This is a genomic window from Streptomyces sp. NPDC057287, from assembly GCF_042667905.1.
GTDB lineage: Bacteria > Actinomycetota > Actinomycetes > Streptomycetales > Streptomycetaceae > Streptomyces.
In genome coordinates this window covers 122367-137403 of record NZ_JBHUYV010000007.1, presented here as the reverse complement: position 1 = coordinate 137403, position 15037 = coordinate 122367, and the positions used below count along the sequence as shown (strand labels likewise).

12 protein-coding genes and 1 pseudogene are annotated in these 15037 nt (G+C 72.7%); 5 read left to right on the top strand and 8 right to left on the bottom strand.

What is annotated here, in order from left to right:
* Window positions 1-130: 130 nt before the first annotated feature.
* The 4 genes and pseudogenes from ACFUNE_RS15795 to ACFUNE_RS15780 form a co-directional block, all read right to left on the bottom strand.
* Window positions 131-1316: pseudogene (locus tag ACFUNE_RS15795) on the bottom strand (Cmx/CmrA family chloramphenicol efflux MFS transporter).
* A gap of 317 nt (window positions 1317-1633) precedes the next feature.
* A complete protein-coding gene (locus ACFUNE_RS15790; RefSeq protein ID WP_383567143.1) occupies window positions 1634-2656 on the bottom strand; it encodes an endonuclease/exonuclease/phosphatase family protein in 1023 nt (340 codons plus the stop codon).
* A 167-nt stretch (window positions 2657-2823) separates the two neighbouring features.
* Window positions 2824-3513: a TetR/AcrR family transcriptional regulator gene (locus tag ACFUNE_RS15785; protein ID WP_383567140.1), complete on the bottom strand. Its 690-nt coding sequence runs from the start codon at window positions 3511-3513 to the stop codon at window positions 2824-2826.
* 134 nt (window positions 3514-3647) lie between these two features.
* Window positions 3648-5255, bottom strand: a complete 1608-nt coding sequence (locus ACFUNE_RS15780) for an MFS transporter (RefSeq protein ID WP_383567137.1) — start codon at window positions 5253-5255, stop codon at window positions 3648-3650.
* Window positions 5256-5439: 184 nt separating this feature from the next.
* On the opposite strand from ACFUNE_RS15780, the gene panB reads away from it, so the two are divergent.
* From panB to ACFUNE_RS15765, 3 genes are all read left to right on the top strand, one after another.
* Entirely contained in the window at window positions 5440-6324 is an 885-nt protein-coding gene (gene panB, locus ACFUNE_RS15775) for a 3-methyl-2-oxobutanoate hydroxymethyltransferase (protein WP_383567134.1), read from the top strand.
* Between the two features lie 165 nt (window positions 6325-6489).
* Window positions 6490-7500, top strand: a complete 1011-nt coding sequence (locus ACFUNE_RS15770) for an ATP-binding cassette domain-containing protein (protein WP_383567131.1) — start codon at window positions 6490-6492, stop codon at window positions 7498-7500.
* Window positions 7497-8348 carry an ABC transporter permease gene (locus tag ACFUNE_RS15765; protein WP_383567128.1) on the top strand — a complete coding sequence of 284 codons (852 nt, stop codon included), beginning with the start codon at window positions 7497-7499 and terminating at the stop codon, window positions 8346-8348. Before ACFUNE_RS15770 ends, ACFUNE_RS15765 begins: the two co-directional genes overlap by 4 nt.
* A 4-nt stretch (window positions 8349-8352) precedes the next feature.
* Here ACFUNE_RS15765 and ACFUNE_RS15760 read toward each other — a convergent pair whose 3' ends face one another.
* Window positions 8353-11658, bottom strand: coding sequence for a BTAD domain-containing putative transcriptional regulator (locus ACFUNE_RS15760; protein ID WP_383567125.1), 3306 nt, complete (start codon window positions 11656-11658; stop codon window positions 8353-8355).
* 124 nt (window positions 11659-11782) lie between these two features.
* On the opposite strand from ACFUNE_RS15760, the gene ACFUNE_RS15755 reads away from it, so the two are divergent.
* Window positions 11783-12595 carry a site-2 protease family protein gene (locus tag ACFUNE_RS15755; protein WP_383567122.1) on the top strand — a complete coding sequence of 271 codons (813 nt, stop codon included), beginning with the start codon at window positions 11783-11785 and terminating at the stop codon, window positions 12593-12595.
* On the opposite strand, the gene ACFUNE_RS15750 is transcribed toward ACFUNE_RS15755, so the two are convergent.
* Window positions 12592-12777: a hypothetical protein gene (locus tag ACFUNE_RS15750; protein ID WP_383567120.1), complete on the bottom strand. Its 186-nt coding sequence runs from the start codon at window positions 12775-12777 to the stop codon at window positions 12592-12594. The genes ACFUNE_RS15755 and ACFUNE_RS15750 overlap by 4 nt on opposite strands.
* A 78-nt stretch (window positions 12778-12855) precedes the next feature.
* The gene (npdG, locus tag ACFUNE_RS15745; protein ID WP_383567117.1) at window positions 12856-13566 is read right to left on the bottom strand and encodes an NADPH-dependent F420 reductase; all 711 of its coding nucleotides are present in this window, start codon (window positions 13564-13566) and stop codon (window positions 12856-12858) included.
* A 150-nt stretch (window positions 13567-13716) separates the two neighbouring features.
* On the opposite strand from npdG, the gene ACFUNE_RS15740 reads away from it, so the two are divergent.
* Window positions 13717-14319: a hypothetical protein gene (locus ACFUNE_RS15740; RefSeq protein ID WP_383567114.1), complete on the top strand. Its 603-nt coding sequence runs from the start codon at window positions 13717-13719 to the stop codon at window positions 14317-14319.
* A 44-nt stretch (window positions 14320-14363) separates the two neighbouring features.
* Here the strand turns inward: ACFUNE_RS15740 and ACFUNE_RS15735 are convergent, their stop codons facing one another.
* On the bottom strand, window positions 14364-14981 hold the full coding sequence (locus ACFUNE_RS15735; protein WP_383567111.1) for a TetR/AcrR family transcriptional regulator: 618 nt from the start codon (window positions 14979-14981) through the stop codon (window positions 14364-14366).
* Window positions 14982-15037: the final 56 nt, after the last annotated feature.

Genomic DNA, 15037 nt, shown 5'->3' with positions numbered 1-15037 from the left:
CGGCACACTGTCCTGCCCACCCAACTGGCCACGGGCAGGGCGCTGGTGGCCTTCAGCGCCGTACTGCGGAGCCGGTGCGACGGTGACGGCGCGGAGGGCCCGGCCGCTCCCGCAGGCCGGGCCCTCGCCGTCACCTCTCCGGCGCCGGACGCCCCCGCGCGCCGAGGGACGCCCGGACGGCGCCGGAGGACGCCACCAGCGCTCCCGTGCCCGCGAGGGCCAGGCACATCAGCAGGACGCTCACCCAGACCGGGGCGCGGAAGCCGAAGCCCGCACCGAGGGCGAGGCCGCCCAGCCAGGGGCCCGCCGCTGCGCCCACGTTGAAGGCCGCCGTCGCGAAGGAGCCCGCCAGCGTCGGGGCGTCCGGGGCCGCGCGGAAGACCCGGGTGATCAGCGCCGTACCCGTACCGAAGGCCAACGCCCCCTGGACCAGGACGAGGACGAGCGCCGCCACCGGGTGTCCGGCGGTCAGGGCCAGGGCCACCCAGCCGGCCGCCAGCGCGGCCGTGCCGAACCCGATGACCGCGTCCGGGCGGGCGTCGGCCAGACGTCCCGCCAGGGTGACCCCCGCGAACGAGCCGGCCCCGAACAGCGCGAGCACCACGGGAACCCACCCCGCACCGAACCCGGTGACCCGGGTGACCAGCGGCTCCAGGTAGGAGAACGTGCAGAAGGTCGCCCCCTGCACGAGCGCCATCACCGACAGGGTCAGCAGCAGCCGGGGCCGGGCGAGGGCGCGCAGCTCACTCCTCGCGCTCACCTGCGGTACGCCCTCGGGCAGGCCGCCCGGCACGGCCGCCCACAGAGCGACGGCAGCGGGTACGGAGACGAGGGCCACGGCCCAGAACGCCGAGCGCCAGCACCAGAGTTCACCGAGCACAGCCCCTGCGGGGACCCCCACCACGCACGCGACGGTGACCCCGCCGACGACCACGGCGGTGGCCCGCGCCCGCTGGTGCGGGCCGGCCAGGGCCAGGGCGGTGACCAGCGCCACCGCCCAGAAACCTGCATTGGCCAGCGCCCCGGCGACCCGGGTCGCGAGCAGCACCCCGTAGCTGGAGGTCAGTGCGCCGACGACATGGACGGCGGAGAAGACACCGAGGAGGAACAGCAGCGCCCCGCGCCTGGGCCAGGCGCGGGGCGGTGAGCGGCGCGCCGACCACCATCCCGACCGCGAAGGCCGAGGTCAGCAGCCCGGCGGCGCCGAGCGACACGTGCAGGTCACCGGCGATGCCCGAGAGCAGGCCGGACAGCATGAACTCCGATGTGCCCTGGGCGAAGACCGCCAGGCCGAGCACGTACACAGCGAATGGCATGAGAAGGAGACCCCTTGTGCGGAACCGTCGGAGGAGACGAGCGGTGTGCAGGGGATGCGGGCCGTGCCCGTCGTCACACGCGAGGCGTGAGGACGGCGACACGGCGGAATGCCCGGAGTACTCACGGACATGGGAGCCGGCCCGCACCACCGCCGAGGATCCGGCGGTGGCCGACGGCGCGACGGGAGGGCCCGGTGACCGCTGGGGTCAGAGGCTCTCGGCGTCGGTGACCGGCCACCGGCGAACCGGCGGCCGGAGTCTGTCGGACTCGGGGCTGGACATGGGTGGGAGCGTACCGCGTCGGCCGGCCCGGCGGCTCACAACTGCACGCGGGCCGCGATCGGGAGGTGGTCGCTGTCCGTGGCGGGGAGGGTCCAGGAGGCGAGGGGTTCGACGCCGCGCACCATGATCTGGTCGATCCGCGCCATCGGGAACGACGCCGGCCAGCTGAAGCCGAAGCCGTCGCCCGCGGCGCCCTGGGTGGAACGCATCTGGGCGGTGACCGCCTTCAGGGAGCGGTCGTTCATCGTGCCGTTCAGGTCGCCGAGCAGGACCACCCGCTCGATCGGTTCGTCGGCGATCGCCTCGCCCAGCGCGTCGGCGCTGTCGTCCCGCTGGTTGGCGGTGAAGCCCGCGTTCAGCTTGACCCGTACGGAGGGGAGGTGGGCGACGTACACCTTGACCCGGCCCTCGGGGGTGGTGACGGTGGCGCGCATCGCGCGGGTCCAGCCCAGCTTGATGTCGACGGGGCTGGAGTCCGTCACCGGGTACTTGCTCCACAGGCCCACGGTTCCCTGGACGGAGTGGTGCGGATAGGCGCCGGCGAGCGCGTCCTCGTACGCCGCCACCTTGCCGCCGGGCAGCTCCTGCAGGGCCACGATGTCCGCGCCGGAGCCCGCGACCTGCTGGGCGGTGCCCGCGGGGTCGGGGTTTCCCGCGTTGACGTTGTGCGTGGCGACGGTGAGGTCGCCGCCGGCGCCCGACTTGTCGGCGAACAGCAGGCCGCCGAAGAGGTTGAGCCAGACCGCCACCGGCAGGATCAGCGCGATGAGCGCGGTCGCCGAACGCCGCACCAGGCCGAGGATCAGCAGCACGGGCACGAGCAGGCCGAACCAGGGCAGGAACGTCTCGATGAGGCTGCCCAGGTTGCCGATGGCGTTCGGGATCTCCGCGTGGAAGACCAGCACCACGGTCAGGAGGACCGAGCAGAGCGCCAAAATGATGCCGCGCCGCCAGATGCCCGGGTCCGAGCCGAGTCTGTGACGCAGGGCCCGCAGGCGGGAGCCCGGCTGCGGACCCGCGCCGGCGTTCTCGGTGTCCGTCCTGTACGCCTGCACCATTGCGCTCGTCCTCACTGCCTTGCCGTACACATCACCGCGCTCCCCGACCCTAGGCGATGGGTGACGCCGTTCCCGCCGCCGACGACGGCCTTACTGCCATCAGGACGACGGATGCGGTACGGCGGGTTCCGGGCCGGCGGGTGGTTGTGAGGCTTGTGACAGAACGATCACACAGGAGCGGTCGTCGGTTCCACAGCTGTGACCTGCTGATTCACCGAGCGTGGCGCGAGGCCCTGGAGGAGGGTCCCGATGATGCGGTCGGCGAGGTCCTCCGGCAGGGGGGCGTCCGGGCGGTGGACGGTGCGGACGAGCATGGGCCCCAGGAAGAGGTCGTCCATGAGCTCCACGTCGAGGTCGTCGCGGAGTTCCCCCGCGTCCACCGCCCGCTGCACGGCGGCCAGCATGGCGACGCGCCGCGGGGCGATGACGGTGCTCTGGTACTCGGTCCAGAGCCTGGGGTGTTTCTTCATCTGCACGAACACGTTGTGCAGGAGGGCGGAGGAGCGCTGGGCGAGACCGCGCGTACGCATGGACTCCAGCAGTACGCGCAGGTCGTCCAGGCCGGCGGTGCCGGAGACGGTGGGGTCGGCGGGCTCGATGTCGCGCAGCACGTCGACGAAGAGCTCCTCCTTGCCGTTCCAGCGCCGGTAGATGGTGGCCTTGCCGACGCCGGCGGTCCGGGCGATGCGCTCGATGGAGAGGCCGTCCAGGGTCTCGCCGGCCTCCAGCAGCTCCACGACGGCGTCGAGGATCGCCCGCTCGACGGCCGCGCTCCGGGGGCGGCCCCGACGGGGCTCCGGCCCCTGACCGGGCGGTCGCGCCGGGTCCTGCGCCGGGTTCTGTGCCGCCTGCCGCACCTGGGCCGCCTCTCGCTGCGCCGTCCGCCGTTCACTCTTCGCCGTACGTATCGATTCTCGCCGACCGGCCGGGGGCGGAGCGACTCCCCCGGCCGGAGCGGTGGATCAGCGACTCCCCCGGCCGGAACGGTGGATCAGGACCGGTGGGCCGGTTCCCCCTCGGGCCGGGCCTGATCCGGGACCCCGGGGCCGGCCGGCGGCCTGCCGGGCAGGAACGCGGCCACCACCGCGGCGCCGACCAGTGCGACCGCCGCCGAGCCGAGCGCGGTGACGTGCATGGCACCGATGAACGCGTCGTTCGCCGCCGCGATCAGCGGCTTGCCCGCAGGGCCCATCGTCCGTGCGACACCGAGTGTCGCCTCGATGGACTCGCCCGCGACGTCCCGCGCGGCGGCCGGCACCCCGGCCAGGTGGCCCTCGATGTCACCCCGGTACACCGTGGAGAGGACCGAGCCGAGCACGGCGATCCCGAGCGCCCCGCCGACCTGGCGGAACGTGTTGTTGATGGCGGACCCCGAGCCGGCCCGCTCGCGCGGCAGTGCCTGCATCACGGCGACGGTGACCGGCGGCATGATGTGCGCCATGCCGGTGCCCTGGACGAAGAAGACCAGGCACAGCACCCACAGCGGGGTGTCGGCCCCGAACAGCGCGAACGCCGCGAGGCCCGCGGCGACGAGCAGCATGCCGACGGTGCAGACCGCACGGGCCCCGAAGCGGTCGACGACCAGACGGGCGCGCGGCGAGAAGATCATCTGCGCGGCGGCGAGCGGCAGGATCAGCAGCCCGGACTCCAGCGCGGTGTAGCCGCGCACGCTCTGCAGGTAGAAGGCGGAGAAGAAGGTGACGCCCATCAGCGCGAAGAAGACCAGCGCGATGGCGGCGACGGCGGCGGAGAAGGCGGGCTTGCGGAAGTAGGAGATGTCGATGGACGGGTGGCTGCTGCGCTTCTCGTGCCAGACGAAGCCCACCAGTACCAGCAGGCCGCCGACCAGCGGCGCGAGGACGGTGACGTCGGTGAGGGAGGCGAGCTCGCCGCCGCGGATGATGCCGTAGACCAGCAGGACCAGGCCGACGATCGACAGGACGACCCCGAGCGGGTCGACGCGGCCGGGGTCGGGGTCCCGGGAGTCGGGGACGAGGACGGCCATCGCGATGAGCGCGATGATCACCACGGGCACGTTGACCAGGAAGATCGAGCCCCACCAGAAGTGCTCCAGGAGCGCCCCGCCGGTGATCGGGCCGATCGCGATGCCGAGGCCGACGCCGCCGGCCCAGATACCGATGGCCTTGGGCTGCTCGTCGCGCTCGAAGACGTTCATCAGGACGGCGAGGGTGGCGGGCATGACGAACGCCGCACCGAAGCCCATCAGGGCGCGCCAGGTGATGAGCTCGCCGGGCGAGGAGGAGAAGGCGGCCAGGGCCGAGCCGAGGCCGAAGACGAGGATGCCGGCCAGCAGGACCTTCTTGCGGCCGATGCGGTCGCCCAGGAGCCCGGCGGTGAAGAGCAGCCCGGCGAAGACGAGCGTGTAGGAGTTGATCGCCCACTCGAGCTCGCTCTGGGTGGCGCCGATGCCGGTCGGCGCGGGGCTGGCGATCGTCTTGACCGCGACGTTCAGGATCGAGTTGTCCAGAACGACGATGAGCAGGCTGAACATGAGGACGCCGAGAATGGCCCAGCGGCGGCGGTGGACCGCTTCCGGGACACGGGGCGCGGCGACGGGAGCGCCGGACGGTATGGGCATGGCGACGACTCTAGTGGACTTCCAATACGAGACCGTCTCGTATTGTAAAGACTTTACCCGTCCGCCCCGCACCGTTCACGGCGTCCGGTGGGCCCACTTCACGGGAACGGTCGCGGGATGCCACCATGGAAGGGATCCGGGGACGCCGTCAGGGCGCCTCGAGATGACGAAGGAGCCGTTGGCCATGTCGCTTCAGGCTGCGCAGAATTCCGCCACACCCCCCGCGGGCCCCACTCCCGGCGCCGGTAAGGCCCTCTACGGGGGCACGAGCACCCGCCGCATCACCGTCCACGACATCGCCGCCGCCAGTGAGCGCGGCGAGAAGTGGCCCATGCTCACCGCCTACGACGCGATGACCGCGTCCGTCTTCGACGAGGCCGGCATCCCGGTCATGCTCGTCGGTGACTCCATGGGCAACTGCCACCTCGGCTACGAGACCACCGTGCCCGTCACGATGGACGAGATGACCATCCTCTCGGCCGCCGTCGTACGGGGCACCCGGCGCGCCCTCATCGTGGCCGACCTGCCCTTCGGGGCGTACCAGGAGGGCCCGGTCCAGGCCCTGCGCAACGCCACCAGGCTGATCAAGGACGCCGGCGTGGGCGCGGTCAAGCTGGAGGGCGGCGAGCGCTCCCACGAGCAGATCCGCCTCCTGGTCGAGGCCGGCATCCCGGTCATGGGCCACATCGGCCTGACCCCGCAGTCCGTCAACGCCATGGGCTACCGGGTGCAGGGCCGCGGCGAGGAGGCCGCGCAGCAGCTGCTGCGTGACGCGAAGGCGGTGCAGGACGCGGGAGCGTTCGCCGTCGTCCTGGAGCTCGTGCCGGCCGAGCTGGCCGCGGAGGTCACCCGCACCCTGCACATCCCCACGGTCGGCATCGGCGCCGGCCCCGACACGGACGCGCAGGTGCTGGTCTACACCGACATGGTCGGCCTGACCGGCGGCAAGGTGCCGCGCTTCACCAAGCAGTACGCGAACCTGCGTCAGGTGATGACCGACGCCGCCAGGGCGTACGCCGACGACGTCGTCGGCGGTACGTTCCCGGCCGCGGAGCACACCTTCCACTGACGCCCCTCAGACCACTGCCGCACCACCGACAGCCCGCCGACTTCCCCCATCGGCGGGCTGTCGCCCGTCCGCGGGGACTCCGCCGACAGAACCGCCGCTCCGCTGTCGGCCCGCTGTCAGCGATATGTCGGTGACTTGTCGGTGGCGGCTGGTCTGATGGTGTCCATGACGCAAAACGACAAGAACCTCAGGGGCGGCAAGAACGCCGTCGAGGTACGGGGGCTGGTCAAGCACTACGGCACGACCAAGGCGCTGGACGGCGTGGACCTCGACGTGCGCGAGGGCACCGTCCTCGGCGTGCTCGGTCCCAACGGTGCCGGAAAGACCACCCTCGTACGCTGCCTGTCCACCCTGATCCTGCCCGACGCCGGGCACGCGGTCGTGGCGGGCTACGACGTGGTGAAGCAGCCCCGCCAGCTGCGCCGCACCATAGGCCTGACCGGGCAGTACGCCTCGGTCGACGAGAAGCTCTCCGGCTGGGAGAACCTCTACATGATCGGGCGGCTGCTCGACCTGCCGCGCAAGAAGGCACGGTCACGCGCCGACGAACTGCTGGAGCGCTTCTCCCTCACCGACGCGGCGAGGAAGGCCGCGATGGACTACTCCGGCGGCATGCGGCGGCGGCTGGACCTGGCCGCCTCCATGATCGGCAGCCCGGCCGTCCTCTACCTCGACGAGCCGACCACAGGGCTCGACCCCCGTACCCGCAACGAGGTCTGGGACGAGGTGCAGCGCATGGTCGCGGAGGGGGCGACCGTGCTGCTCACCACCCAGTACATGGAAGAGGCCGAACAGCTCGCCAGCGAGCTCACCGTCATCGACCACGGCAGGATCATCGCCCGGGGCGGTGTCGACGAGCTCAAGGCCAAGGTCGGCGGCCGCACCCTGCAGATCCGGCCCTCCGACCCGTCCGAACTGGCCGCGATGGCGCAGGCGCTGCGGGAGGCCGGCCTCGACGGCGTCGCCGGCGCCCAGGCGGTCCCCGACGAGGGACTCCTCTACGTACCGATCCTCAGTGACGCACAGCTGACCGCCGTCATCGGGCTGCTCGGCACCCGCGGCTTCTCGCTCGCCCACGTCTCCACCGCGCTGCCCAGTCTGGACGAGGTGTTCCTGGCCATCACGGGCGACAAGGCCACCGTCACCGACACGATTCCCCAGGAGGTCGCGGCATGAGCACGACGACTCTGACGCCCGCCCCCACCGACGCGGCCGCACCGGCCGGGAAGCTCCACGACGAGGGCCGGATCGGGCTGCGGAACAACCTGCGCCACATCGGGGCACTCGTGCGGCGCAACCTGCTCCAGATCAAGAAGGATCCGGAGTCGATGTTCGACGCGCTCCTGATGCCGATCATCTTCACGCTGCTGTTCGTGTACGTGTTCGGCGGCTCGGTCGGCGGCAGCATGGGCGGCGGCCGGCAGGAGTACCTCAACTACCTGATCCCCGGTCTCATGGCGATGATGGGCATGAACATCGCCATGGCGGTCGGTTCCGGTGTCAACGACGACTTCCGCAAGGGCGTCATGGACCGGTTCCGCACGATGCCGATCGCCCGCTCCTCCGTGCTCATCGCGAAGATCGTGGTCGAGCTCGGCCGGATGATGGTCGCCACCCTGATCCTCCTGGGCATGGGCTTCGCGCTCGGCATGCAGCTCCAGGAGTCGGTGCTCGGGCTGATCGGCGCGATCGCCCTCTCGGCCGCGTTCGGCGCCGCCATCATGTGGATCTTCATCCTGCTCGGACTGACCATGAAGACGGCCCAGGCCGTCCAGGGAATGGGGATGCTCGTGCTGATGCCGCTCCAGTTCGGTTCGTCCATCTTCGCGCCGACGAAGACCATGCCCGGCTGGCTCCAGACGTTCACCGACTACAACCCGCTGTCCAACCTGGCCGACGCCGCCCGCGCCCTGATGATGGGCGGCCCGCTCGCCCACTCCGTCTGGGTGACGCTCGGCTGGACCGTGGTCATCACCGCGGTGATGGCACCGCTCGCCGTGTCCAAGTTCCGCAAGGCGTCCTGACCTCTCAGTCCCGGTACGCCTCGACGAGGGCGGTGGCCTCCTCCATGGAGAGGCCGCCGCCCTCTGCGTATGCCGCCTCGTAGGCGGCGTCCCCGAGGACACCGCGGGCCAGCTCCACCGCCGAGGCGCAGTCGACGCGCTCCATCGATGTCGGCACGTGCGCGTCAGGCAGCGACGCCCGCCCGGCACCCAGCAGCCGTGCCGCGAGAGCGGCCCCGCGCTCCTCGCCGAGGCCGCCCAGCGCGCGTGCCACGGTGAACAGGTAAAGCACGTGCATGTCCGGCGCCACCATCCGCGACAACCGGTCGTCGGCCCGCAGCAGTGCCTCCCGGCCCAGGACAAGGGCGTCCGCGTACCGCCCGTCCTGGTTGTCCAGCCAGGCCAGTCCGCCCGTCACGAACGCCTCGAAGACGCCTACGGACTGCGACCTGAAGTCCCTCTGCAGCACGGCGAGATGTTCGCGGGCCTCGGAGGTACGGCCGGTCGCGCCCAGGGCGAAGGCGAGGAAGAACCGGGCGAACGCCGTCGCCTCGTGCGCCATGTTGCGCCCCTCGTCGAGCACGTCCCGGAGGATCGTCTCGCCCTCCGGCACGCGCCCCAGCTCGACGAGAGCGGCCGCGTAGCGGGTACGGAGCACCAGCACCTGGGCACGGGCGTCCAGCTTCTCCGCATAGCCGATCGCGGCCCGGTAGTCCTCGGCGGCCCGGGCGTGCTCGCCCGCCTTCTCGTTGGCCTCGCCGCGGGCGGACAGCGCCTCCGCCGCACCCCAGTCGTCGCCCAGCCGGCCGAAGATCTCCAGGCTCTCGTCGGCGTCCGCATGAGCCTCACCCGCCCAGTCGGCACGGTTGGCCAGCACGTTGGCACGCATCTGGAGCACGGAGGCCAGCTCCCACTCGAATCCGAGACCTCGTGCGGTACGCACCGTCTCGTCCAGCAGCCCGCGGACGTCCGGGACCTCCCCGGTGAGCATGACGGCGAAGAACCAGAGCGTGCCCAGGCTGCGGCAGGTCTGGGGCTGGCCCGGGCGGTAGGTGGTGGCGATGATCCGCAGACGGGCCATGTCGCCCTCGTTCGCCCAGAAGTCCATCGCGTGGTCCATGTTGGCCATCCGGAGCAGCGCCACCTGGCGCCGGGCCTCCTGGAGCAGCTCGGGGCCCATCGGCGGCGGCGCGTCGGTGCAGCGTTCGGTGATCGAGGGCGCGGTGTCGGCGGGCGCGGCGAACGGGTCGGGGCCGAGCGCGGAGACCGCCTCGGCCCATTGCAGGGCGTCGCTGCGCAGATCACGCATCTGCCAGTACCAGGCGAGCGAGAGCACCATGCTGAGCGACTCCTGCTCGTCGCCGGCGGCGACGGCGTGCCGCAGGGCCGTGCGCAGGTTCTCGTACTCGCGCTGGAGCAGTGCGAGGGCGGCGAGCTGTCCGGCGCCGCGGAGTTCGGGGTCGGTGGTGCGGGCCAGCTCCCGGTAGAAGGCGAGGTGCTGCCGTTCGACGACGTCCCTCTCCCCCGCCTCGACGAGCCGTTCCGCGGCGTACTCCCCGACGGTCTCCAGGAGGCGGTAGCGCATGCGGCCGTCCACGGCCGGGGCGGCGACGACGAGGGACTTGTCGACGAGCGAGCCGAGCACCCCCGCGACGTCGTACGCGCTCTGCGGCCGGTTCGCACAGACCGCCTCGGCCGCGTCGAGGGTGCAGCCGCCGGAGAAGACCGACAGCCGGCGCAGCGCGGTGCGTTCGTCCTCGTCCAGGAGGTCCCAGGACCAGTCGACGACCGCCCGCAGGGTCTGCTGGCGCGGCAGCACGGTTCGGCTGCCGTTGGTCAGCAGCCGGAAGCGGTCGTCGAGGCGGTCGGCGATCTGGCGGGGGGTGAGCATGCGCAGCCGGGCGGCGGCGAGTTCGATCGCGAGCGGCAGCCCGTCCAGGCGACGGCAGATCTCGGCGGCGGCCTCCGCCGTCCGTTCGTCCGCGTCGACCCGGAAGCCGGAGAGTGCGGCGGCCCCCCGCTCGGCGAGCAGGCGCAGCGCGGTCGGATCGGGCAGCGGGTCCACCGGCCGGACGAACTCCCCCGGTACGCCGAGGGGTTCACGGCTGGTCGCGAGGACGGTGAGGCCGGGGCAGTGGGCCAGCAGATGGTCGGCGAGGGCCGCGGCCGCCTCGATGAGGTGCTCGCAGTTGTCCAGGAGCAGCAGCATGTTGCGCCCGGCACAGTGTTCGGTGAGCCGGGCCAGCGGTTCTCCGGCGCTGCGCTCCGCCACCCGGAGCTCCTCGGCGCCCGCCCCGCGCAGCACGGTCCCGCGGCCGCCGAGCGCGGTGAGGACCGCCTCCGGCACCGCTTCGGGATCGTCGACCGGCGCGAGCTCCGCCAGCCAGACGCCGTCCGGCCAGGCGGCCGGACCGGCGGATTCGGCCGCCTCCTGGGACAGCCTCGTCTTCCCCGCGCCGCCGGGGCCCAGGAGGGTGACCAGCCGGGCGCGGGTCAGGTCCTCACGCAGGTCGGCGATGTCCGCCTCACGTCCGACGAAGCTCGTGAGCCTGGCCCGCAGATTGCCCGGCCGGGCGGCGGGGGCTGGGGCGGGCGGCGGCGGCGCGGGCACGTCCTCCCGCAGCAGCTCCGCGTGCAGCGCACGCAGTGCGGGGCCCGGATCGGTGCCGAGCCGGTCGGCAAGCAGCATGCGCACCTCGTCGTAGGCCGCGAGTGCCTGGGCGGTGCGTCCGGCGTCCCGCAGCGCCCGGACACGGAGGGCCTGCAGGGGCTCGTCCAGGGGGTGGTCGGCGCAGAGCCCGGCGAGTTCGGGCAGGGCGTCCTCGGCGCGGCCCTGCGCGAGGACGGCCTCGGTCCGGGTGCGCCGGGCGTCCAGGCGCCTGGCCTCCCAGCGGGCCGCCGCCACGGAGCGGTCCGGCAGATCGGCGAGGGCGGGCCCGCGCCACAGGGCGAGCGCCTCGCCGAGGACGCTGTCGGCCTTCGCCGCGTCGCCCTCCTCCAGCGCCCGGGAGCCCTCCCCCACGAGCCGCTCGAAGCGGTGGAGGTCCACGGCGTCCGGGTCGGCGGCGAGACGGTAGCCGCTCGTGGCCGACTCGACCGCGTCCCGGCCCAGCGCACGCCTGAGCCGGCCGACCAGCGCCTGCAGGGCACCGAGGGCGTCGGCGGGCGGATCGCCGTCCCACACCTCGTCGACGAGCACCCCGGCGGGGACCGTGTGCCCGGGGCGCAGGGCGAGCACGGTGAGCAGGGCGCGCAGCCGCGCCCCGCCGAGGGCGACGGGCGTGCCGTCCGCGCGGAGGGCGAGGGTGGTACCGAGGATGCCGTAGTGCACGCGCCCATTGTCCGTGACGGCACCGCCTTCCGAGGAACTACCACCCGGCTCCGGGACGTTCTCGCCGTGTCACCCGTACTGTCGGGGGCTCCAGCCGCCGTCCAGCCCCTCAGGAGTACCGCAGATGACCACCGCGTTCCGCCGCCCCAGCGACCGGCGGGTGAGCCCCGTCTTCCTCGGGATCGCCGCCGTCACGGCAGTCTCCGGCTGGGCGGTGTGGACGGACTTCGCCGAGCAGACCGGCTTCGCGGTCTTCCTCTTCGTCACCGCGGCGTGGATCGTCTCACTCTGCCTCCACGAGTACGCGCACGCCCGCACCGCGCTGCACAGCGGGGACATCACGGTCGGGGCGAAGGGGTATCTCACCCTCAACCCGCTCAAGTACACCCACGCCCTGCTGAGCATCGTGCTGCCCGTGCTGTTCGTGATCATGGGCGGCATCGGTCTGCCGGGCGGGGCGGTCTACATCGAGCGGGGCCGTATCACCGGGCGCTGGAAGCACAGCCTGATCTCGGCAGCCGGTCCCCTCACGAACGTCCTGTTCGCCGTCGTCTGCACGGCGCCGTTCTGGCTGGGCGGGCTGGACGGCGTCCCGCTGTCCTTCCGGCTCGCGCTCGCGTTCCTGGCGCTGCTCCAGGTGACGGCGGCCATCCTGAACTTCCTGCCGGTCCCGGGGCTCGACGGCTACGGCGTGATCGAGCCGTGGCTCTCCTACAAGGTCCGGCGCCAGGTGGAGCCGTTCGCGCCCTTCGGGCTCATCGCGGTCTTCGCGCTCCTGTGGATCCCGGAGGTCAACGGGGTCTTCTTCGACGCGGTGGACGCGCTGCTGCGGGGCCTGGGCGTCAGCGAGGTCGAGACGTACTGCGGCCTCGACACCTACCGCTTCTGGCAGGAGTGGTTCGGCGACCGGGACCCGGGCTGCGCCCTGATCCGCTAGAGGGCCTCGGCGCGGGACTCCGCCCGGTGCCTGCGCAGGTAGAACAGCGCCATGTTCGAGGAGAGGCCGACCAGCAGCACCCATACGACACCCAGCAGGATGCCGCCCTGGACGAAGGAGACCACGGCTGCGGCGACGGCGAGGACGCAGACGACGAGGGAGTAGAGAGCGAGGCGGGGCATGAGGGCTGGTGCTCCTGTCCGGGGGTGGTGCGGTCCCGTCCAGTGTCCCTCATGCCCGATTCGGCTCCCTGCACGGGCTCACACGTCGGTGGTGCGCAGCCCCGCGTGTGCCTTGTAGCGGCGGTTGACGGAGATCAGGTTCGCGACCAGCGACTCGACCTGGTGCGCGTTGCGGAGCCGGCCGGCGAAGATGCCCCGCATGCCGGGGATCCTGCTCGCGAGGGCCTGCACGGTGTCGGTGTCGGCGCGGGCCTCGCCCAGCACCAGCACGTCGGTGTCGATCTCCTCGATCGCCTCGTCCTGGAGGAGCACCGCCGAGAGGTGGTGGAAGGCGGCGGTCACCCGGGAGTCCGGCAGCAGGGCGGCGGCCTGCTCAGCGGCGCTGCCCTCCTCGGGCTTCAGGGCGTAGGCGCCCTTCTTGTCGAAGCCGAGCGGGTTGACGCAGTCGACGACGAGCTTTCCGGCGAGCTCCTCGCGCAGCGATTCGAGCGTCTTGGCGTGGCCGTCCCAGGGCACGGCGACGATCACGATGTCGCTGCGGCGCGCGCACTCCGCGTTGTCCGCGCCCTCGACGCCGTGACCCAGCTCGGCGGCGGCGGCCTCGGCACGGTCCGCGGCGCGCGAGCCGATGACCACCTTCTGTCCCGCGCGGGCGAACCGGTAGGCGAGACCGCGTCCCTGAGGGCCGGTTCCGCCGAGTACACCCACGGTCAGGCCGGACACGTCGGGGAGGTCCCAGGGGTCCTTGGCGGGGGGCTTGGGGGCGTTTCCACTGTCGTTCGTAGTCATGGCGCCGACCCTACTGCCAGGTAGGGAGGCGGTATCCGCGCTTCCGCGCTCTGCGACGCGTGCCACGGAACGGGGGACCGCGGATCCCGTTCGGGTGGATTACCCCGGTCGGGCAGTCACCGGGGCCAGGTGGAGGCATGATGCCGGGCCATGGATGCCGTACGAGTCGCGTTGCTGCGTGAGGTGCTCGCCGGGACGGAGTGGCCGGCCGCGGCCCGGGGTTTCGCCCGGACCCTGCGGGCGTCGGTCGTCCCGCAGGGCGGCGGGCTGCTGCTGGTGGGGACCGAGGTCTACGAGCCGTGGCACATGGCCGCGCACCTGGTGGACGAGTCCACCTGGTCGGGCCTGCCGCAGCTGCGGCCCACGCTCGTACGCCACCGGGTGGAGCCGGACGACCCGGCGCACCTGGCCGTCGGGCTGGGCCGGATCGAGGCGGCCGGGCGCGGCGAGACGCTGCTCGTGGTGGCACCGGAGCGGCCGGACGGAGGGCTGCTCGAACGCGTGCATGACGCGCGCCGTGCGGGGGCGACGGTCCTGTCACTGGACGGCGGCGACCCCGAGGTGCGGGGTCTCGCCCACGAGGCGCTGACGGTCTCCGACGAGGACGACGTCGACCTGGACACGGTGCAGCACCTGGTCAGCGCGGCGGCCGGGGAGAACGGCTCCCCGTCCCCCCGGGGCCGCCGCACCTTCCGCGACCGCCTCTCCCGCCTGGCCGACCAGCTGACCGCCCCGCCGCCGGCCCGGTGGTGACGGGTCCCGTAGGCGCGGGGCAGGCCTTCCCCGCGCCGGGCGGGTCAGAGGCGGCGTTCCGGGGCGGCCAGCGCGTCGGCGACGAGGTCGAGGTGGCGCGCCGTCCGCTCGGGCTCGATGCCCGCCACCGCGGCGAGGGAGACGCCGAGGAGAAGCGTGGTGACGTCGTCGGCGTCGACGTCCGTGCGCAGCGATCCGTCGTCCGCCCCGGCCCTCAGCAGCGTCGCCACGGCTTCGGTGATGCGCTCGCGGGTGGGGAGCAGGGGGGCCGTCCTCCCTGCGGTGGGGCCGACACGCGGATCCTTGTGCATCGCGTGCTTGGTCGCGGAGAAGGCGATGTAGCGGTCCATCCACGCGCGGAGCGCGGCCCGCGGGGCCAGCTCGTCGAGGAGGGCGGGCGCGGCGGCGGCCACCGCGTCCAGCTCGTTCGCGTAGACCGCTTCCACCAGCGCGTCGCGGGTCGGGAAGTTGCGGTAGAGGGTGGCGATCCCGACGCCCGCCTGCCGGGCGACGGTCTCCAGCGCCACCGGTCCCGCAGCGGAGGTGAAGGCGGCCCGGGCCGCCTGGATGATCTTGTCGCGGTTGCGGCGTGCGTCGGTCCGGGCGGCACGTGGTGTGCCGGATTCCGGGGAGGCAGGGTCGCCGGCTGCGCGCGGAACCATAGTGGAGGATTCCTCCGCTTCCTGTTACGGTCGTAGAAGTGGAGGATTCCTCCACT